Below are 20,580 nucleotides of genomic sequence, written 5' to 3'. Positions count from 1 at the left end.
CCGAACAGGGCGGAGCACATGGCGGAAGGCAGGGCAAGGGCCGGGACGGGCGTGCGCCTGCCTGTTGCGGCCGTGCGCGGGGTGCGGTAAGCGGTGAGTGACCACGGGCGCGCGCGCCCCATCCACAGGAGACAATCCCATGAAATACGGCAGCAAGGTGGCGGCCCGCGTCGAGGAACTGCTGCGCGAGCAGTTGGAAGACCTTGGCGAGAACCCCGGCGAGATCGACGCCCACGCCATCGCGGCGCACATGCGCTGCGAGATATGGCCGGACGACACCATGGTCTACATCTGGAAGGAAACCCCCATCCTGCGCGTATCCTCGGAACAGCACGAGGACGGCAGCGTGACCTGGCGCATGTTCACCCGCGACGACGAAGGCGACGGGTTCGCATCCGACCCGGCGGACCGGATGACCCGCGGCGACGGCCCCCTGCTGGACATGGACCGCGCCTACGGCGGCGGTGATCCGGACGAGAGCGACGATGAGGACGACGACGATCTGGACGAGGACATCCTTGCCAGCCTGCTGGACGACGAGGATTCCGGCAACGACGACTTCGGCGATGAGGACGATGAGGACGACGGGGACGATGCCGCCAGTCGCCGCAACGGCGGCTACCCGGTGCAGTAGCGCGCGGGCCGCCCGGCGCTTGCCCGGTGCCTGCCTGGTGCCTGCCCGGCGCCTGCAATGACGTGAAAGGGGACGCCACGGCGTCCCCTTTTTCGTGCCCGGAATAGGCGAAACCCGCGAAACCGGCGGCAGCGGCGCTACCGGGAAACGGACCTGGCGGCCTCTGCCCCCAGGTGGCGCGAGAACTTGTTGCGCGCCTCGCGCTGGGCCGCGTCGGAAATGTCGATGATGTCGTCGCGCCGCGATTCCAGCGTGGCCACCACGGCCTTGTCCAGCAGGCCCCGGCGCACGCCGTCGCGCAGCACGTCGATGATCTCGTCGCGGCGCATGCCCTGACGGTAGGGCCGGTCTTCGGCCAGGGCGGTGCACATGTCGGCCACGGCCATGATGCGCGAGCCGATGCTGAGCCCCCCCGCGCCGATGCGGAAGGGATAGCCGGAACCGTCGAGCTTCTCGTGGTGGAAGGCCGCCCATTCGGAAATGCCGCCAAGCCCCTTCATGGAATTGAGCACCAGATAGGTGTGGTAGGTGTGCTGGCGCATGACGGCGAATTCCTCGTCGGAGAGGGGCCCCGCCTTTTCCAGGATGGCGTTGGGCACCACCATCTTGCCAAGGTCGTGCAGGTTGCCCGCGATTTCCAGCAGCCGCGCCTCCGGCTCCGGCAGGCCGAAGGCCCGCGCCAGCGCCCCGGCCGAGGCGGAAACCCCGGCCGAATGGGTGGCCGTGAACGGAGAGCGGAAGTCGATGATCTCGCGCACCAGCAGCGACCAGGTGCGCACGCCGTCCAGGTCCAGTTGCAGGCGACGGCAGGGGTTGCGCTCGCTGAGAAAGGCGAACAGGCGCGGCGAGACGAGGTTCAGCCAGAATTCGTCGCGGCCGGAAACCAGCAGGAACGCCTCCACCACCCGGCGGTCGATGGCGCAGCCCGACATGCGGCGGATTTCGGCGGTGAGGTCGTCGTGCTGGTGCAACACGTAGATGCGCCGGTCCATGGAGCGTTCCAGCGTGTCCGCCAGCAGCACGATCTGGGCCAGCAGGGCCACCCGCTGGTCCGGCCCGCGCACCTCCAGTTCCGGCAGGGTGGCGTGGTGCAGCCGCACCACCTCGGCCGCCTCGGCCAGGCCAGGCCCCTGCGCCAGCAGCCCCGCGCCCACGACGCAGTGCTCGTCCATGCTTTCCACGCGCGAGGCGCGCACGTCCAGCTTGTCTTCCGGCGACAGCGCGCCCACGTCGTGCAGCAGCGCCGCGATGAACAGCGTCTCCTTGTCCTTCTGCGGCAGGTCCAGCGCCTCGGCCAGTTCCCACGCCACGAAGGCGACCCGCAACTGATGCTGCGACAGCGAAGGGCTCGCAAGGTCGAGCGCTTCCGAAATGGACAACAGCATGTCCGACAGGTCGACCGAAATCCCCGAATACATGGCCCCCCCGGCATGAACCCGCGCGCTGCGAACGGCCTCGCGGCCGCTCCCCGCCGCCCGGCCGCCGCGTTGGAATGCCTGACGTCGGCCGGTCAATTGGATGATTGCAGACTTTATCGACCAGCAAATGTCAATGTCAACAAGCAAATGACGATTTACCGGATTCTCCTGCCCCCGGACGGAGGAAACCGGAGACAGAACATGAAGGTCCATGCGCACGCGAACCGGCAGATCCACGCCCCACGCCATGCGCGCGACATAACGACAAGGGGCCGGAAGCATTCACTTCCAGCCCCTTTGCAAGGCATGCATCATTCCGCATCATATCGGCGCGTGGCGTAATGCCGGGCTTTGCGGCGTTTTATCGCGCCCCCGGCATGCCGCCATTGACGCAACACAGGAGCGATGTGCCCGGCGCACGGGCTGCAATGCATGGCATTGCGAGACCCACGCGGCGGCGGAGCGGCCGCGCTGCGATGGCGCTGCAGTCTTCCGCCGCCGATGGAACGTCGTCGACCATCGTCCCGTCCTGCCAGCCCCGGTCAGGGCAAGGTCAGGGCAAGGTCAGGGCAGCGCCACGGCCCGGTCAAGACGGGCCAGCGTTTCCGCGCGGCCCAGAAACTCCATGATCTCGGGCAGGGCGGGGCCGCCCATCGCCCCCACCAGGGCCGCGCGCAACGGCGGCCCCACCTGCTTGAACTTCAGGCCGCCCTGCTCCACGTAGTCGTGCACTACCTTTTCCAGCGCGGCCTTGTCGAAGGGCTCGGCCTTCTCCAGCAGGCCGCGCAGGGCGGCAACGTGGGCCTTGCCCTCTGCGGTCAGGGCCTTGACCACGGCGGCGGGGTCGTATTCCAGCGCGGCGGCGTCCACCAGCATGAAGCGCATCACCCTGGCCAGATCGGCCAGGTTCGAGGCACGTTCGCGGAACAGGGGCACCAGCGCGGCCAGGCGTTCCGGGGCCACGTCGAACCCTTCCGCCTTCACGAAGGGGGCGGCAAGCCGGGCCAGTTCGTCCACCGGGGTCTCGCGCAGGTAGTGGGCGTTCAGCCACTGCAACTTGTCCGGGTCGAAGGCGGCGGGCGCGCTGTTCAGGTTGTCGGTGGTGAACTTTTCCACCAGTTCTTGCAGCGCGAAGATTTCCTGGTCGCCGAACGACCAGCCCAGGCGCACCAGATAGTTCACCAGGGCCTGGGGCAAAAGGCCGTCCTGCTCGTACTCGATGACCGCGCGCGCGCCGTGGCGCTTGGACAGCTTCTTCTTGTCCGGGCCAAGGATCATGGGCACATGGCCGAACACCGGCAGGGGCAGGCCCAGCGCCTGGTAGATCAGCACCTGCTTGGGGGTGTTGGACACATGGTCGTCGCCGCGCAGCACATGGGTGACGCCCATGGTGGCGTCATCCACCACCACGGCCATGTTGTAGGTGGGCGTGCCGTCGGAGCGGCGCAGCACCATGTCGTCCAGTTCCGCCGCGTCAAAGGCCAGGGTGCCCTTGACCAGGTCCTCGAACACCACGCGCCCGGTCAGCGGGGCCTTCAGGCGCACCACCCTGCCGGGGCCGGGGCCAAGGCCGCGCTCGCGGCAGCGGCCGTCGTACTTGGGCTTCAGGCCGCGCGCGCGCGCCGTTTCGCGCATCTGCTCCACCTCTTCGGGCGTGCATTCGCACCAGTAGGCGTGGCCGGTTTCCAGCATGCGGTCGATATAGCCGTTGTAGATGTCGAAGCGGCGGCTCTGGTAGATGAGGTCGCCATCCCAGTCCAGCCCCAGCCAGCGCATGGAGGCCAGGATGGAGTCGGTGTACTCCTGCAGCGAGCGCTCCTGGTCGGTGTCCTCGATACGCAGCAGAAAGGTGCCGCCGAAGTGGCGGGCCAGCAGCCAGTTGAAGATGGCGGTGCGCGCCCCGCCGATGTGCAGGTGCCCGGTGGGGCTCGGCGCGAAGCGCGTGACGACCTTGGTCATGATGTTCTCCCCGTTCTTCGGGTAACGATATGGCGTAAAAAGCGTGCACGCACCGGTCGGACCGGGTCAGGCCCGGCAGGCAGCCGCACAAGGACGGCACAACGCGGACGGCGTGACGAAGGAAAGCTGCGCGAATCCGGAACGCGGACGCGCCCGGCGCGGAAACGATGCGGAAAAATCGCGGAAAACGGCGCGCGGCGCGGAGGCTACACGGCCTCGACGCGCTTCACCTCGGCCACGTCCTTCAGCACCATGCGTTCCACGCCGCCCTTCAGGGTCTGCTGCGACATGGGGCAGCCCTTGCACGCGCCGGTCAGGCGCACGCGGACCACGCCGTCGGCGGTGATCTCCACCAGTTCGACGTCGCCGCCGTCGCCCTGAAGATAGGGACGAACCTTGTCAAGGGCGGCCTGCACCTTTTCGCGAATGGCATCGGACATGGAAACCTCCAGGAATTCCCCCGCATGGGGGCGGATGGCGCGCCCCGCAGGGGCGGCGAACGCCGCGCCCTTCTACTGCCTTCGGCGGCGGGGTGTCAAACCACGGGCGGGGTTGGCAAGGATGCGGGAGTGCAGGGGACGGCAGCCGTTATGCGAATCATAGAGCATTGCCCTAGCCGTTAGGTGAGCGAAGCGAACCTTACGGCTAGGGACCGCAAAGCGCGGATGGCGATCGCAGCGCGCTGCTGCCCCCTGCCGCCAGAGGCATACAAAAAACCACCCCTACGCCGGGGCCACGTCCACCGCGAACTTCTTCAGGAAGCCCAAGGGATTGTAGCTCTCCTTGGCCTGGCGCAGGCCCAGGTCGTCCAGATCCTGCTCGCGGTTGATGTACCGAAAGCTCATGGCGTGCTCGCGCGCGTACAGGTTGTTGATGGCCTGATACACGCCGCGATACTCGGACTTGGCCTTCTCGAAGTGCACCACCAGGGTCTCGTCGTCCAGCCGCTCGCCCACGGTGTAGGCGATCATGGCGCCGTCCACGTACAGCGCGCCGCCGGAAAGACCGGGAATCCTGTCCCAGTGCTCCAGCACCCTGCGCACGGCGGTGTTCTCGGCCACCAGCGCGTGCGACTCGTCGCACTCGCGCCACTTGCACCATTCCTCCTGCATGTCCAGCACCGCCTCGATGCAGTCCGGGGTCATGGGGTGGTATTCGTGCGGGTAGGCTTTCAGAAAGCCGTTCACGTGGTTCTTCTTCTTGTGAAACCTGTTGCCCTTCAGCTCCGCAAGGTCCTGTGCCCCGTACAGGTAGTCCCACTGGCCGCGCGCCTCGGTCAGGGTCACCCGGCCGCCCAGGGTCTGCTGCCAGTGCACGGCCAGCGACTCGGGCACGCGGATGAACCGCGCTCCCGCGCCCAGCAGCGCGCATCTGCTCCAGTCGGCGTCCAGCCACGGCCCCACGGGGGCCCACCACACTGGCTCGGGCCGGGTCTGACGCAGCCAGCACAGGCCGTGCGCAAAGGTCCATTCCAGGCCGTAATACTCGGCCCAGCCCCAGACGTTGGTGAAACTGTAGTCCGACGCGTGCTGCGGCGTGCGGGCGAAAAGGTCGAGATACTCGGCCATGCGGTCGAGCGAGACGGGCCGGAACTCTCCGGGGGTCAACTCACTGTCGGTCATGCGAGGCAGCTCCTTGTGGCGCGGCCGTGCGGCCGTTGCGCCGGATCATGCTGAACCGGCTCCAGTCACGCGTATGGAACAGCCACAGCATGACCGAAGACTGGAACACCTGGGAAATGAACATGGCAAGAAAGATCCCGGCCGCATCCTTCCACACCATGTGCCCCATGATCCATGCCAGCGGCAGCCGCACGAACCACGTGGCCGAGCCGTACACCAGGAAGGAGTACAGGGTGGCGCCCGCGCCGGTCATGACGCCGCCAAGGGTCATGCTGGCCACGGTGAAGGGGATGGAGACGAGGTTGTACCGCAGATAGCTGACCACCTGGGCGGCCACGGCGGGCTGCGGCGACAGCCAGGCGGCGATGTCGGCGGTCCATGGCCAGAGCAGCGCGGCGAACACGCTCATGGAGGCGCAGCCGGTGACCAGCAGGCGCAGGCTTACCCGAATGGCCTCGGGCTTGCGCCCCGCGCCCAGCAGGTGCCCGACCAGCACGGAGGCAGTCATGTTGAAGGCCAGCGCGGGCAAAAAGATGAACGACTCCACCCGCATGCCCGCCGTCATGCCCGCCAGGGCCGCCACGCTGTCCACGGGCAGCGAGGCGGTGATGGCGAACAGCACCAGGTAGCCGAGGTTCCACATGATCTGCAGCCCGGCCGCAGGGGCGGCCACGCGGATCAGGTAGGGCGCGCCGCGGCGCATCCACCGCAGCGGGGGAAACGAGGCGCGTTGCAGCAGCTCCCTGTCGCGGGCCAGCATGAGCATGTTCAGCGCGGCCCCGATGATGATGGACGCAAAGGTGGCCCAGGCCACCCCGGCATACCCGTACGCAGGCAGACCCCACAGCCCGAGGCCGAAGCCCAGGGTGGCCCCGGCGTTGACGGCGCAGACAACCACCATGGACAGCAGTGGCGCGATCATGCGCTTGCGGGCGCGAAACACCGCCCCGGTGATGGTGAACAGGTAGTTGGCGGGCAGCCCCAGCAGGTACACCTTCCAGAAGTACGAGGCCACCGGCAGAATGGTTTCGGGCACCTGCAACAGGCGCAGGAAGGGATCGATGGTGCCCAGGCCCAGCAGCATGATGCCCACGCCCACCGTGCAGCCTCCGGCCAGCACCATGCCCACGTAGCGGCGTGCACGCGGCAGCAGTCCCGCCCCCAGCGCCTGGCTGATGGCCGCGACCCCGGCATTGGCCCCGGCCACGGCAACCACCAGCAGAAAGAACAGACACTGCGAAACGAGGCCGATGGCGGCCTGCACCTCTGGCTGAATGCGGCCCGCCACCCACACATCGGTAAACCCGATGAGGAAGTGGAAGACCATCATCAGCATCTGGGGCCATGTCAGCCGCCAGATGCCGCGATAGGAAGCATCGTCGCCCAGCGGGCGCGCGTGTTGCGACATCTCTTGCCGTCCGTTCGATTCGGTATCGGTGGTGGGCGTCGCACCCGCCCGCAGGCATGATCCGGCGCGGGCCACGGGACGCCGCCGCGCGCATGCACGGCTGGCCCCGCCCGTGGCCGGGCGCTCAAAACCGCACGGCCGCGCCGGAAAAACCGGCGGGCCGACGGCAAGGCGCGCCGCCGCGCCCCGCGCCGGTGCGTCACACCGGCCGGTCGCGGCCCCGAAGAGATAGGCGCTTACGGCCTGCTGTCAATGACGTCGCCCGCATGCAGGCGATGTTCGCGGCCCCCGGCATCCACCAGGCGCAGCAGGCCGTCGGGGTCCACGTCGGCCACAAGGCCCTCCACCACGCCGTGCGGCGTGCCCACCCGCAGGGGGGTGCCCACGATGGAGGAAAGTTCCTTCCAGCGCGCGATGACCGGGCCGGGGTCGCCCTCGCGCAGGGCACCGTACCAGTGCTCGGCCCGTTCCAGAAAGGCGCGCAGCACGTCCAGCCGCGAAACCGGACGGCCCAGTTCGGCGGCCAGCGAGGTGGCCTTGTCGCGCAGGTCTTCGGGCAGGTCCGCCACGCGGGTGTTCACGTTGATACCCGCGCCGGTGACCACATGGGAGACCGCATCGGCCACCGTGAACACCTCGGTCAGGTTCCCCGACACCTTGCGGCCGTGCAGCAGCACGTCGTTGGGCCATTTGGCGCGCGGGGCAAGGCCGGTGACCTCGGCCACGGCCTCGGCAACGGCAACGGCGGTCAGCAGGGTGACCAGCGGCGCGGCCTGCGGGGCCAGGCGGGGTCGCAGCACCAGCGAGACGTACACCCCCACCCCGGCGGGCGAAGCCCAGGGCCGCCCGGTGCGGCCGCGCCCTGCCGTCTGCTCCGACGCGACCACCACGGCGCCCTCGGGGGCGTCACCCAGGGCCAGCAACGCGGCCTCGCGGTTGGTGGAGTCGGTACGGTCGAGCAGGACGAAGTCGCCCTGCCCGAAGCAGGCTGTGCGCAACCCCCGGCGGACGCCGTCAACGGTGAGCACGTCGGCCTCGGCCAGCAGCCGGTAACCCCGACGGGTCATGGCCTCGATCTCGTACCCTTCGCCGCGCAGCGTGCGCACGTGCTTGGCCACGGCGGCCCGGCTCACGCCGAGCAGCCGCGAAAGTTCCTCTCCGGATCGCCAGTTGCCGCCCGCTTCAAGCAACATGGCGAACACCCGCCCCTTCGTGGTCGTCCTGTCAGTGTCCACGGCGATTGTAAACCACTAGGCAATTGTTTGGTTGACAAAAAGGAACACGCCCGCTACTCGCCCTGAACTGCCATTCAACAGGAGCGATACCAGTACATGAACCCCCTGCTGGAACGTCTGCGCGCGCGCCTTTCGGACACCATTCCCCCCGGAACGGAGACTCCGTGCGCATCGCCCGGCCGCGCCCACGCGGCGAAAGGCCCCCACGCCCCCGGCATCACCAGGGAAGAGGCGCTCGCCGTGGCGGCGCTGCCCGCGTCCGACATTCTGGACATCCTGGCCGTGGCGCAGGCCGTTCGTTCGGCCCACAAGGGGCCGCTGGCGACCACCTGCGGCATAATCAACGCCAAGTCGGGCCGCTGCGGCGAGGACTGCGCCTTCTGCGCCCAGTCGTCGCGCCACGACACGGGCGCTCCGGTGCATGCACTGCTCGGCCCGGACACGCTGCTGCGCCATGCGGAAGAACTGGCCCGCGCGGGGGTGCGCCGTTTCGGCATCGTGACCAGCGGCAACGCCCTTTCGGAACGGGAATTCGACGCGGTCTGCCATGCGGCGCGCCTGCTGCGCGAACGGGTGGACATCGGCCTGTGCGCCTCGCTGGGGCAACTCGCGCCGGGGGCCGGAAACCGCCGGGAACGAGCGCTCCGCCTTAAGGACGCAGGCATTTCCAGCTACCACCACAATCTGGAAACGGCCAGAAGTTTTTTCCCGCAGGTATGTACCACGCACCCCTACGACGACGACCTCGCCACCGTGCGCGAGGCCGCGCGGGCGGGGCTGCGCACCTGTTGCGGCGGCATTCTGGGCCTTGGCGAAACGTGGGAACAGCGCGTGGAACTGGCCCTTACCCTGCGCGAACTGGACGTTGACTCCATCCCGCTGAACTTCCTGCATCCCATTCCGGGCACACGGCTGGGGCATCGCAGTCCGCTGCAGCCCATGGAGGCGCTGCGGGCCATCGCCGTGTTCCGGCTGCTGCACCCGACGCGGGACGTCCTGGTCTGCGGCGGGCGCGAGGCCACGCTGGGCCCGTGGCAGGCGTGGGTGTTCGCCGCCGGGGCCAACGGCCTGATGGTGGGCAACTACCTGACCACGGCGGGCCGCGCCCTTGCCGACGACATGGAGATGCTGGCCGCGCTGGGCGTGGACGGAGCCGTGGACGGAGCCGTGGATGGGTGGAAATGCGCCGGGGAGGCACGGGCATGACCGGACGGACGACGACAAACGGCACGCCCGCAAAAGCCATTACACCCACCGCCGCAACGCAACGGCTGCGCGGGCTGGACAAGGCCCATGTGTGGCACCCCTTCACCCAGATGCGCGACTGGCTGGCCTCAGACCCGCTGGTCATCGCCGCCGCCGAGGGCAACCAGCTCATCGACACCGACGGCGCATCCTACCTTGATGGGGTGTCCTCGCTGTGGACCAACGTGCACGGGCATCGCCACCCCCGGCTGGACGCGGCCGTGCGCGCGCAACTGGACAAGGTGGCCCACACCACCCTGCTGGGCCTTGGCAGCGAACCATCCATAGAACTGGCCGCGCGCCTTGCCGCCATCGCCCCGCAAGGGCTGACGCGGGTGTTCTATTCCGACAGCGGGTCCACGTCGGTGGAGGTGGCGCTGAAAATCGCCTTCCAGTTCCACCGACAGGCCCCGGCAGATATCGGCGGCGACGCTCGGCGCACCCGTTTTCTCAGCCTGCGCAACGCCTATCACGGCGACACCGTGGGGGCCGTGGCCCTGGGCGGCATGGAGCTGTTCCACTCCATCTACGCGCCGCTGCTGTTCGACACGGTGAAGGCCGAAAGCCCCCACTGCTACCGCTGCCCGTTCGGGCGGCAGGCCGGGGCGTGCGAGCAGGAATGCATCACCCACATGGAAACGCTGTTCGCCCGCCACGGCCACGAACTGTGCGCCGCCGTGGTGGAGCCGCTGGTGCAGGGCGCGGCGGGCATGCTGTTGCAGCCGCCGGGCTGGCTGCGCCGGGTGCGCGAGTTGTGCGACGCGCACGGGGTGTTCCTGGTTGCGGACGAGGTGGCCGTGGGCTTCGGCAAGACCGGCACCCTGTTCGCCTGCGAGCAGGAAGGGGTGACCCCCGACTTCTTGTGCCTGGCCAAGGGCATCACCGGCGGCTACCTGCCGCTGGCCGCCACCCTGACCACGGAACGGGTGCACGACGGCTTTCTGGCCCGCCACGAGGCGTTGCGCACCTTCTTCCACGGCCACACCTACACCGGCAACCCGCTGGCCTGCGCGGCGGCCATCGCCTCGCTGGACGTGTTCGACGAGGAACGGGTGATGGAACGGCTGCAACCAAAGATCGCCCGACTGGCCGCGCGGCTGGAAACGCTGCGGGGCCTGCCCCACGTGGGGGACATCCGCCAGCGCGGTGTGATGACCGGCATCGAGATGGTGCGGAACCGCGACACGAAGGAAGGGTACGACCTGGCTCAACGCATCGGCCACCGCGTCACGCTGGAGGCCCGGCGGCGCGGGGTGATCATCCGCCCGCTGGGCGACGTGATGGTGCTCATGCCGCCGCTGTCCATCACCGACGAGGAGATCGACCTGCTGGTGGACGCCACGGGCGAGGCCATCCGCGCCGTGACCGAGCATGGGGCCACCGGCGGGCTGGACGGGTTGCCGGACGCGACGGGGGCGGCATGACCGCCGCGAAGGACGGCAGCGGCACCGTGCGGAGCGGGGTGTTCCGGTTCGACCCGGCCCACCCGCTGTTCGCGGACCATTTCCCTGGCGCCTCCGTGGCGCCGGGGTCGTGCATCGTGCAGGCCTTTGCGGACGAGGCGGCGCGCTGGATTCACGAGATAACGGCTGGGCCAAACGCGCCAGACGCGCCAGACAAGACGGACACGGGCGGCGACGAGGCGCTCTTGCCCCTCGCCGGGACGGGACACCTGGTGCAACGGATGCGCCCGATACGTGACGTGCGCGGTTTCCGCTTCCGGCGCTTCGTGACGCCGGGCGACTACGCCTTCCGCATGGAATGCACGGATGGCGGCATACGCTGCTCGCTGCACGCCCTCGACACGACGGGACGCGCGGATGCGCCGGACGGCGGCGAGGTGAACGGCGGCGAGGTGGGCCAAGCAAACGTGGGCCAGGACGAGCAAGCCCGCCCGCTGGTGACGGGGGTGCTGGCGTGGTAGCTGGCCCTTCCCCGCAGGATTTCCCCCTGCGCGGCCCCGTGCTCATCGCCGGGGGCTCGTGCGAACTGGGGCTGGCCCTGGGGGCGGCGCTGGCCGCCGACGACATGGCCGTGGCCCTCACCGCGCGCGATGCGGCGGGCGCGGCGCGCATCCGCGCGGCCCTGCCGGAGACGACGGTGCTGCGCCTGCGCGCGGGGGGGCCGGAGCATGCGGACACGCATGAAGATTTCACCCCAGCGGCGACAGAAGGGGACGACGCCGAAAACGACACCCCGGAAACCCTGCCCGAACGCGCCCGCGCGGCGTTGGGGGCCGCGCCCCGGCTGTTCGTGGACCTGCTGCACTCGCGCTTCGAATGCCTGCTGGCAGGAGCCGACCCCGCCGCCATCGACCTGTGGGCCGCGCGCGACATCGCCTTCCGCGCCCGGCTGCTGCGGGCCGTAAGCCGGTCCATGCTGGCCGCGCGCGACGGACGGTGCGTGCTTGTCTCATCCACCGCCGCAGAGCGGGCCGCGCCCGGACAGGGCTACTACGCCGCCGCCAAGCTGGCCGGAGAGGCCCTGTACCGCGCCGTGGGCGTGGAACTGGCTCCGCGCGGGGTCACCGCCTGCTCGCTGCGGCTGGGCTGGATGGATGCGGGCCGGGGCGCGCCGTTCCTGCAATCCCACGCCGCCGACGCCCCCCTGCCGCCCACCGGGCGCACCGTGACCGTGGCCGAGGCCGTGCAGACCCTGCGCTTTCTGCTGTCCGCCCCAGCCACGGCCATCAACGCCACAACCCTGACCTGCGACGGCGGCTTCGGCGCGCTGAAACCTGCGGGCTGACCCGCCCTTCCGCGCACCCGGCTGGACCGCCTGCGCGGACTGTCCCGGCTGGAACAACCGGCCCGGCTCCACCGGCTGGCGCGCGTTCCGGCGCGGGACCAGCCGCCACCCCTTCCATCATTACCCACAGGCAGAAGCACCATGCCCGAACACATCCGACACGAACCGCACGACATCGCGGCGGCCATAGCCGCGCTGGTGGCCCCCATCTTCGACATGGACGCCTCCACCCTGTCGCCCGCCACCCGGCTGATGGCCGACCTGCCCTGCGAATCCATCGACCTGCTGGAAGTCGGCGCGGGGCTGAACCGCCGCTTCGCCATTCCGGTGCGCGACGCCGCCGCCTTTCTCACCGACCTGCGCATCCACGTGCTGGAGGCGGAACGTACCGGCGAAGCGCCCGAAGCCCGGCTGGCGCGCGAATACCCGCACCTGTCCGCCGCGCGCGTGGCGGAGGTGCTGGAGGCAGTGCGCGTGCCCGGAGCGCCCCCGGTGCTGACCATCGGCGACGTGGCGGCCTATGTGGCGTGGGCGCTGGCGCGGAACAACAGTCAACCGGCCTGAACGGCACCGTCTGCGCCCATGCTTGCCAACCATATGCAGTTTCACGTTTCTCCCCCCCATCATTCCCGTCGCGTGGTCATCACCGGCGCGGGCGCATTCACCCCGCTGGGGCACACCCCGCAGGACATGGCGCGCGCCATCCGCGAGGGACGCAGCCCGTTCCGTCATGCCCCGGCCCTGCCCGGCGCGGCCTGCGCCCCGGTGCCGGACTTCGACGCCGCAGCGGCCACCGGCCGCTGGCGGCACCGTCGCTATCTTTCGCGCGGGGGACTGCTGGCGTTGGCGGCGGCCCTGGCCGCCGCCGGGCAGGCCGGATACACTTGCTCCGACATGGCCGGCATGCCGGGAGTGGCGACGGGCGGCGACGCCCCGCATCCGCAGCCCTTCCCTGAAGACACCGCGCTGGTGGCCGCCAGCGGCCCCAACATGGACGTGGGGGCCGATTTTCCGACGGCCTGCGGGCGGGGCAGAATCCAACACGACACTCCGCCCGGTCTGGAACACCCCGGCCTGGACGCCCTGTGGATGCTGCGCTGGCTGCCCAACACCGCCGCCTCGGCCGTGGCCATGCGCTGCGGAATCCGGGGCGAAGGACTGGTGCTGGGCACGGCTTGCGCCGCCTCATTGCAGGCCGTGGGCGAGGCCGCCCGGCGGGTGCGCTGGGGCCTTGCCCCAGCGGCGCTGGCCGTTGGCGGCGATTCGCGCCTGTCGGAAGGAGGGCTGCTGGGCTACGCCCGCGCCGGGGCCATCCAGCGCGACCTGGACCCTGCCGATGCCGCCGCCCCGCACGCGGCCTGCCGTCCTTTCGACGCCGCGCGGCGCGGCTTCGTGCCCGGCGAGGGGGGCGCTGCCTTCGTGCTGGAGCCGCTGGACGCGGCGCTGGCGCGCGGGGCCACGCCGCTGGCCGAAGTGCTGGGCATGGGGGCCACGCTGGACGGCCATGCCCTGACCGCACCGGAGCCCGACGCCCGCCGGGCCGAGGCCGCCGTGGGCGGCGCGCTGGCCGAGGCGGGCCTGTCGCCCGGCGACGTGCACTGGGTAGCCGCCCACGGCACGGGCACCGCCCTCAACGACGCAGCGGAAATCCGTCTGCTGGAACGAATGTTCGCCGACGCGGGCCACGCGCCCGCCGTCACCGCCGTAAAGTCGTGGACCGGGCACTGCGCCTCGGCCTGCGGCGCGGTGGAACTGGCCGTGCTGCTGGCCTGTACGGCGGAGGGCTTTCTGCCGCCAGTGCGCAACCTGTCCGCGCCGGAAAGCGGGCGGCTGGATTTTGTGCGCCGGGTGCGCCGGACGCGCCCCCTGCCCGGCAACGGGAATGGCTCCATCGGGCTGCTGCTCAATTTCGGCTTCGGCGGGCAGAACGCGGCATTGGTGGTGCGGTTGTGACGCCCATCGTTGCCGCCCTGCCGAAAAATACACCTGCCCGCTTCCTGCTGCTGGATCGGCTGGACAGCTGCGACGAAACCGGGGCCACGGCCCGCCGCGCCTTCACCAGCGCCCCCGCGTGGCAGGGGCTGGAGGCCATGGCCCAACTGGCCGCACTGCACGCCCGCTGGGCAGCCGGGTTCGCCCGCCACGCCTTCCTGCTGACGGCAGATGAATGCACCTGGCCGTCCGCCGGAGCCCTGCATGGCACCCTGCACATCCGGGCCGATCTGCTGGCCGAAAGCGACCGCGCCGCCACCTACGCCACCAGCATCACGCCCCTACCGGCCGCCCCCGGTGCTGATACGGCGGTGCCCCCGCACATGACCGCCACCCTGACCATCGGCCGCACGAACTACAACAGCCGCTTCAACGGCGACGTCCTCGCCGCCCGCTACCAAGAGACCTTCGCATGGCTGACCAGACCCGCCTGACCGACGCTCATCCGCCCGGCGCTGACCTGTCCGGCACTGCCCCATCCGGCGCGACGCCCACCGCCGCGCCGCCCCCTGTGTCTCCCGGCCTGCTGGCCGCGCGCCTGACCCTGCGGGTGGAGGAGTTGCGCGCCGCCGGGCTTGGGCGCAGCGCCCTGCTGCTCGACGGGCTGCCCGTGTCCGCCCCTGCCGCACCCTTCACCGGAACCGGCGTGACCGCCAGGACGGCGGGTTCCCCCTCCCCGGCGCTGGTGCGCATGGACGGCCGCCCCCTGCTGCACTTCGCGGGCAACGACTACCTCGGCCTTGCCGCCGACGGGGAATGGCGGGGCACGGTGGCCGCCTGTTTCGCCCGCCACGCGCCCTCGGGCACGGCCTCGCGCCTGGCCGCCGGGCACACCGCCTTGGCGGCCGAGGCCGAAGCCGCCTGGGCCGACTATTTCGGCTATGCCGAATGCCTGTTCCTGCCCAGCGGCTACCAGGCCAATCTGGCGCTGTTGTGGGGATTGCTGGGCCACGGCGACGCCGTGTTCCTGGACCGCAGGGTGCACGCCAGCATGGCCCATGCCCTGCCGCCCACCGGCGCGCGGCTGCACACCCACCGCCACGGCGACATGGACGACCTGTCGCGCCGTCTGGCCGCGTGGCGGGCCGAGGCCGACGGAGGGAACAGCGTCCCGCCCGCCTGCGGGGCGACCGCCGACACGGACGCCCCCCAGCCCGTTATCCTGGCCGAATCGCTGTACAGCATGGACTCCACCCTGCCGGACATGGCGCGCCTTGGCGCGGTGGCCCGCGAACACGGGGCCTTCGTCATCGTGGACGAGGCGCACGCCTTCGGCGTCCTGGGCACGGGCGGGCGCGGCCGGGCGCATGGTGTGGCCGACGCCGCCGTGGGCACGCTGGGCAAGGCGCTGGGGCTGTTCGGGGCATTTCTGCTGTTGCCGCGCGGCACCCGCAATGCGCTGGAAAACCTGGCCTCGCCAGTGATCCATTCCACCGCCCTGCCGGAGGCGCACGCCGCATGCTGCCTGGCCCTGCTGGACCTGCTGCCCCGGCTGGACGACCGCCGCCACCACCTTGCCGCGCTGGGCGCGGCCCTGCGCGACGGGCTGCGCGCCGAAGGCTTGCCGGTGCGAGAGGGCGCGCACGTGGTCTGCGTGGATGTGGGCGACGAGGCCCGCTGCACGCGCCTTGCCGCAAAGCTGCGCGAACCGGACGACGGCGGCCCCGGCGTGCTGGCCCTGGCCGCGCGCCACCCCACCGTGGGGCGCGGCGCGGCCGTGCTGCGCCTGGGGCTTACCGCCCTGCACCGGGTGGACGACGTGGCACGTTGCGTGGAGTTGCTGACCCGCGCGTGGAATAAAGAGGAAGCAAAGCGGGGCGGTGCCCCCGGGGATCAATCATGAACGCAATGAACATCCCCCCCTCCCGCGCCCTGTTCGTGGTGGGCACGGACACGGGCGTGGGCAAGACGGTGGCTTCAATGCTGCTGGTTCGCGAACTGTTCGCGCGGGGGGAGCGGCCCTTCTACGCCAAGCCCATGCAGACCGGGTGCAGGAACCCGTGCGACACGGACAGCGACGCGGCCTTCGTGTACCGGCACGTTCCGGAACTTGCCGGGCGCGACCCGGCGGAGGCGGTGGGGTGGTGCTTCGCGGCGCCTAAGGCTCCGCTCCACGCCGCGCGGGACGAAATGCGCGGCGTGGAGACGGAAGACCTGGTGCGCAGTCTGGCATGTCTGCGCAGTGAACACGCCTCACTGGTCCTTGAGGGCGCGGGCGGCCTGATGGTGCCGTTCACGCCGAAGGCCCTGTGCATCGACTGCATCCGGGCCGCCGACGCCCGTCCCGTGCTGGTTGCGCGGGCGGGGCTGGGCACCGTGAACCACACGCTCCTCTCGGTGGAGGCGCTGGTCCGGAGAGGGATGGAACCGGCAGGGATCGTTTTCGTTCACACCAAGGAACGTTCCGCATCCCCGGACCTTGTGCGGGACAACATGGAGGCGGTAGCCATGCTGTCCGGTTTTCCGGTGAGCGGCGTGGTGCCGCCCATCGAAAATCTGCTGCATCCGCCCGACGCCGCCTTCGCGCCCTTGCGGCGCATGCTCGACGTGCTGGACGGGGTGACGACGCCTGATTAGCCCCTGACCGGACTAGGCGTCAGGAAAGAGTTGCATCAAATCCGAAAGCTCTTCCCGGCGGCGAATCAACCGGGGCTGGCCATCAAGACCGATGAGCACCTCGGCGGGGCGCAGCCGCTGGTTGTACGTGGAACTCATGGCGTAGCCGTAGGCCCCGGCGTCCAGCACGCCCAGGATGTCGCCCTCCTGGATGGCGGGCAGTTGCCGTTCCTTGGCCATGATGTCGCCACTCTCGCAAATGTTGCCCACCACGGTCTGGGGGTGCAGGGCCGCGTCGGGGGTGCCGCCCGTGCGGTACACCTCGATGTCGTGGTGCGCGTCGTACATCATCGGCCGGGCCAGCACGTTGAAGCCAAGGTCGGTGCCCACGTAGCGGGTGGGGCCGTTGTGCTTGGTGGCGTGCACGGTGCCCAGCAGCAGGCCGCATTCGGCCACCACGTAGCGGCCCGGCTCGATGTAGAAGCGGCCCTTGTAGCCGGTGCGTTCCGACCAGCCGCTGATGAGCGCGTGCAGGCGCTCCGCCGTGGCGGCAAGGTCCAGCCGGGGCTGGTCCTCGTACTTGCGATAGGGAATGCCGAAGCCCCCGCCGAAGTCGATGACCTCCACGGTGTCGAACTTCTCGGCCACGGACAGCAGGAATTCCGCCGCCGCCACGTACCCTTCCGGCTCAAGGAACAGCGAGCCGATGTGCTGGTTGATGCCCACCAGGGTCATGTCGTGCTTGGCCAGGATGGCCCGCAACTCGGCCAGCGAGGCGTCGGACGGGTCCACGCCGAACTTGGTGGCCTTGCCCGCCGTGACCACCTTCTGGTGGTGCCCCGCGCCGATGCCGGGGTTGAAGCGCACCATCACCTTGCCGCCCCGGTTCACCCTGCCCAGGGTGTCCAACTGCGCCAGCGAATCCACGCTCACCAGCAGGCCGTGCGACACGGCATTGGCCAGTTCCGCCTCGGACACGTTGTTGCACACGTACAGGATCTGGTCCGGGGTGAACCCGGCGGCCTTGTTGACGTGGATTTCGCCGGGCGACATGGCGTCCACCACCAGCCCTTCCTCGCGCACGATGCGCAGCAGGGAGAGGTTGGTGTTGGCCTTGGCCGAATAGTTCACGAAAAAGCCGGGGTGCGACGAAAGGGCCTTCATCTCGCGGCAGCGGGCGCGCAGCATATCCTCGCTGTAGACGTACAGGGGGCTGCCGAAGGCGGCCACCAATTCTTCGGGCGTGGTCCGGCCGAAGAAGCCGACCGCATCGGTGTACGTGGAACGAACGTTGGGCATGAAGGTCTCCGTCGTGTTTCCGGCGTCGGACCCGCGGATTGCCGCGGTGCGTCCGGCCGGTGGTGCGTCAGTTGTCCGAAACGGGGTCCGCTGCTGCGCCCGGCATGGCGGCGCGGATGCGGATCAGTTCCATTTCGTGCAGTATGGCCTCGCGCATCAGGTACACGAGGTGCTCGTTGCGCGAATACAGGCAGCGCCCGCTCACGCCCGGCTCCAGCAGGCCCGCGATGACCTCGCTGGTGTCGGCGATGAGCTTCACGTGGCCGCTGCCCGCCTGGTTCTTCAGAAAGGTGGCCCCGGCGATGCCCGGATCGGCGTTGGACAGCAACACCACCTTCAGCCCCCGCGCCACGCAGTCGTCGAACTCGCGCCGGAACAGCGCCACGTTGTCCGCGTGCATCGAGGCGTACACCCGCAGCCGCGCCAGGTGCAGCATGTTGCGGATCTTGTCCTCGGTGTTGCGCAGCCCCGCCACGGTCAGGTAGGGCGTCTCGTCGGGCTCCGTCTCGGGCAGGTGGGCTTCGAGGAAGGCCAGCGTGCCTTCGGCGTCACGCCGCAGGTTCAGCAGCAGTTCCTCGCGCGGGATGGCCATGTAGCGGCTGGTGTCGCCGCTGGCCACCACGGCCCCGCCCTTTTCCACCAGGCTCGACAGCGCCGCATAGGCGTTGGAGCGCGAAATTCCGGCGGCCTTGGCCGCCTCGTACCCGGTCATGGGATTCTGGCCCGCGTGCCGCAGCAGGGTGAGATACATCAACGATTCCTGCTGGGTGAAACCGAACTTGCGCAACGCCTGAATGAGTTCCATGTGCTTCCTTCCAAAGGCCCGCCGGGCGGCGGGGTACCGATGCATGAGGGCCGCCGGACGGCAATGCGGCGGCGGGGCTGACGGCGATGCCGCCTTGCGCTACACTGCGCCCGTACACCGTCCGTGGCGTTCTTTTGCCCGCTCCGTGCGCCTTGGCAGTTGCTGCCCAAGGCGGCACCGGATCCCGTGCGTGGCGAAGAAGACCTTATGCGTGGTACTGATTGGTACTACTAAACTTGCGGGCGCGGCTTGTCAACGCCCAAGCCGCGAATCCGGCCAACTGCGTGTCGGTCATGACGCGCCCGCAGCGTCATTGGTACGCCGTAGGCGCGCGCCCCGCGCATCCCGCGCGCCGCGCCCTGCGTTGCGTCATGGGCCGCGTCCCGAAGGGGCAGCGGCACCGCATATCGCCGCCCCCTCCGGGGATGCGGCAGGAGACTTCATGGATTCCCTTTCCGCCCGCGTCCGCGCTGCCGCACCGCACATCGTGGAACTGCGCCGCCGTCTGCACCGCATCCCCGAAACCGGCTTCAACGAGGTGCGCACAGCCGCCCTGGTGGCCGAAGAACTGACCGCGCTGGGCCTGCCCGTGCGCACCGGCATCGCCGGAACCGGCGTCACCGCCCTGCTCGACTCCGGGCGGCCCGGCCCCACGGTGATGCTGCGCGCGGACATGGACGCCCTGCCCATCACCGAAGCCACGGGGCTGCCCTACGCCTCGGAGCACCCCGGCCGCATGCACGCCTGCGGGCACGACATGCACATGGCCATGCTGCTTGGCGCGGCGCGGGTGCTGGCCGCGCTGGCCGCCGAGAGCCCCGGCGCGTTGCGCGGGCGCATCCTGTTCCTGTTCCAACCGGCGGAGGAAGGCCCCGGCGGCGCGCAGCCCATGATCGCCGAGGGCGTGCTGGACGCCCCCAAGGTTGATGTATGCCTTGGCGCGCACGTCTGGCCCGAACTGCCCGCCGGTTCCGTGGGGGTGAAGCCCGGCCCGCTCATGGCGGCCATGGACCGCTTTGAACTGACCGTGCAGGGCAAGGGCGGGCACGCGGCCAACCCGCACCTGTGCGTGGATGCGCTCGAAACGGCCACCCAGGTGGTGGGCGCGCTGCAACGGGTGGTCAGCCGCATGACCAGCCCGCTGGAGCCGGTCATCCTGACCATTGGCGAGTTGCACGCGGGCACGGCATACAACGTCATCCCCGGCGAGGCGCGCATGACGGGCACGGTGCGGGCCTTCGCGCCCGAGGTGCGCAACCTGTGGGAGCAGCGCATCAACCAGGTGGCGGGCGGGGTATGCGCGGCCATGGGAGCCACCCATCGCCTGGATTTCCACTGGTGCCATCCGGCGGTGATCAACGAGCCGCGCGCGGCGGCCGTGGTGCGCCGGGCTGCGCTGGACGCCGTGGGGCCACAGCACGTGGTGGAGCCGTTGCCCACCATGGGCGGCGAGGATTTTTCCATGTTCCTGCAGCGCGTGCCGGGGTGCTTCTTCTTCGTGGGGTGCGGCGGGCCGGGCGTGGCCCCGGTGCACAACCCGCGCTTTGCCCCGGACGAGGCCTGCCTGCCCGTGGGGACCGAGGTGCTGTGCCGCGCCGCCGCGCTGCTGTGCGCCGGATGGGATGCGCCCGCCGCAGAGGGGTAGGCCCGCCCCGGCAG

General features: G+C 70.1%; 19 protein-coding genes. 11 read left to right on the top strand and 8 right to left on the bottom strand.

Annotated features, from left to right (window positions below):
• The first annotated feature begins 139 nt into the window (after positions 1 to 139).
• Positions 140 to 634, top strand: coding sequence for a hypothetical protein (locus tag RVX_RS05520; RefSeq protein WP_116305058.1), 495 nt, complete (start codon positions 140 to 142; stop codon positions 632 to 634).
• 137 nt (positions 635 to 771) lie between these two features.
• Here the strand turns inward: RVX_RS05520 and RVX_RS05515 are convergent, their stop codons facing one another.
• The 6 genes from RVX_RS05515 to RVX_RS05490 form a co-directional block, all read right to left on the bottom strand.
• Positions 772 to 2,052, bottom strand: coding sequence for an HD domain-containing phosphohydrolase (locus RVX_RS05515; RefSeq protein ID WP_116305057.1), 1,281 nt, complete (start codon positions 2,050 to 2,052; stop codon positions 772 to 774).
• Between the two features lie 564 nt (positions 2,053 to 2,616).
• Positions 2,617 to 4,011, bottom strand: coding sequence for a glutamate--tRNA ligase (gltX, locus tag RVX_RS05510; protein ID WP_116305056.1), 1,395 nt, complete (start codon positions 4,009 to 4,011; stop codon positions 2,617 to 2,619).
• Between the two features lie 206 nt (positions 4,012 to 4,217).
• Positions 4,218 to 4,451 (bottom strand): NifU family protein, encoded by a 234-nt coding sequence (locus RVX_RS05505; RefSeq protein WP_116305055.1) that lies wholly within the window; start codon positions 4,449 to 4,451, stop codon positions 4,218 to 4,220.
• A 282-nt stretch (positions 4,452 to 4,733) separates the two neighbouring features.
• Positions 4,734 to 5,633, bottom strand: coding sequence for a DUF2156 domain-containing protein (locus RVX_RS05500; RefSeq protein WP_116305054.1), 900 nt, complete (start codon positions 5,631 to 5,633; stop codon positions 4,734 to 4,736).
• On the bottom strand, positions 5,620 to 7,041 hold the full coding sequence (locus RVX_RS05495; RefSeq protein ID WP_116305053.1) for an MATE family efflux transporter: 1,422 nt from the start codon (positions 7,039 to 7,041) through the stop codon (positions 5,620 to 5,622). The genes RVX_RS05500 and RVX_RS05495 overlap by 14 nt, the downstream gene beginning before the upstream one ends.
• A 236-nt stretch (positions 7,042 to 7,277) precedes the next feature.
• Positions 7,278 to 8,234: a biotin--[acetyl-CoA-carboxylase] ligase gene (locus tag RVX_RS05490; protein WP_230404417.1), complete on the bottom strand. Its 957-nt coding sequence runs from the start codon at positions 8,232 to 8,234 to the stop codon at positions 7,278 to 7,280.
• A gap of 138 nt (positions 8,235 to 8,372) precedes the next feature.
• Between RVX_RS05490 and bioB the strand changes: the two genes are divergently transcribed.
• The 9 genes from bioB (at position 8,373) to bioD (ending at position 16,838) form a co-directional block, all read left to right on the top strand.
• On the top strand, positions 8,373 to 9,482 hold the full coding sequence (gene bioB / locus RVX_RS05485; protein ID WP_116305051.1) for a biotin synthase BioB: 1,110 nt from the start codon (positions 8,373 to 8,375) through the stop codon (positions 9,480 to 9,482).
• A complete protein-coding gene (gene bioA / locus RVX_RS05480) occupies positions 9,479 to 10,945 on the top strand; it encodes an adenosylmethionine--8-amino-7-oxononanoate transaminase (protein ID WP_116306387.1) in 1,467 nt (488 codons plus the stop codon). The genes bioB and bioA overlap by 4 nt, the downstream gene beginning before the upstream one ends.
• The gene (locus RVX_RS05475) at positions 10,942 to 11,445 is read left to right on the top strand and encodes a hypothetical protein (protein WP_230404415.1); all 504 of its coding nucleotides are present in this window, start codon (positions 10,942 to 10,944) and stop codon (positions 11,443 to 11,445) included. Before bioA ends, RVX_RS05475 begins: the two co-directional genes overlap by 4 nt.
• Positions 11,439 to 12,269: an SDR family oxidoreductase gene (locus RVX_RS05470; protein ID WP_230404414.1), complete on the top strand. Its 831-nt coding sequence runs from the start codon at positions 11,439 to 11,441 to the stop codon at positions 12,267 to 12,269. Before RVX_RS05475 ends, RVX_RS05470 begins: the two co-directional genes overlap by 7 nt.
• Positions 12,270 to 12,410: 141 nt before the next feature.
• Positions 12,411 to 12,833 (top strand): acyl carrier protein, encoded by a 423-nt coding sequence (locus RVX_RS05465; protein WP_116305050.1) that lies wholly within the window; start codon positions 12,411 to 12,413, stop codon positions 12,831 to 12,833.
• Positions 12,834 to 12,851: 18 nt separating this feature from the next.
• Positions 12,852 to 14,222 carry a beta-ketoacyl-[acyl-carrier-protein] synthase family protein gene (locus RVX_RS05460; RefSeq protein ID WP_230404413.1) on the top strand — a complete coding sequence of 457 codons (1,371 nt, stop codon included), beginning with the start codon at positions 12,852 to 12,854 and terminating at the stop codon, positions 14,220 to 14,222.
• Positions 14,219 to 14,695, top strand: coding sequence for a hypothetical protein (locus RVX_RS05455; RefSeq protein ID WP_116305049.1), 477 nt, complete (start codon positions 14,219 to 14,221; stop codon positions 14,693 to 14,695). Before RVX_RS05460 ends, RVX_RS05455 begins: the two co-directional genes overlap by 4 nt.
• A complete protein-coding gene (locus RVX_RS05450; RefSeq protein ID WP_230404411.1) occupies positions 14,674 to 16,104 on the top strand; it encodes an aminotransferase class I/II-fold pyridoxal phosphate-dependent enzyme in 1,431 nt (476 codons plus the stop codon). Before RVX_RS05455 ends, RVX_RS05450 begins: the two co-directional genes overlap by 22 nt.
• On the top strand, positions 16,101 to 16,838 hold the full coding sequence (gene bioD, locus RVX_RS05445) for a dethiobiotin synthase (protein WP_116305048.1): 738 nt from the start codon (positions 16,101 to 16,103) through the stop codon (positions 16,836 to 16,838). The genes RVX_RS05450 and bioD overlap by 4 nt, the downstream gene beginning before the upstream one ends.
• 12 nt (positions 16,839 to 16,850) lie before the next feature.
• Here the strand turns inward: bioD and lysA are convergent, their stop codons facing one another.
• Positions 16,851 to 18,116, bottom strand: coding sequence for a diaminopimelate decarboxylase (lysA, locus tag RVX_RS05440; protein ID WP_116305047.1), 1,266 nt, complete (start codon positions 18,114 to 18,116; stop codon positions 16,851 to 16,853).
• 67 nt (positions 18,117 to 18,183) lie between these two features.
• Entirely contained in the window at positions 18,184 to 18,921 is a 738-nt protein-coding gene (locus RVX_RS05435) for a TrmB family transcriptional regulator (protein ID WP_007523009.1), read from the bottom strand.
• A gap of 442 nt (positions 18,922 to 19,363) precedes the next feature.
• On the opposite strand from RVX_RS05435, the gene RVX_RS05430 reads away from it, so the two are divergent.
• On the top strand, positions 19,364 to 20,566 hold the full coding sequence (locus RVX_RS05430; RefSeq protein ID WP_116305046.1) for a M20 metallopeptidase family protein: 1,203 nt from the start codon (positions 19,364 to 19,366) through the stop codon (positions 20,564 to 20,566).
• The last annotated feature ends 14 nt before the right edge of the window (positions 20,567 to 20,580 follow it).

Source organism: Nitratidesulfovibrio sp. HK-II (genome assembly GCF_003402415.2).
GTDB lineage: Bacteria > Desulfobacterota > Desulfovibrionia > Desulfovibrionales > Desulfovibrionaceae > Cupidesulfovibrio.
This window is presented reverse-complemented; position numbering and strand designations above follow the sequence as displayed.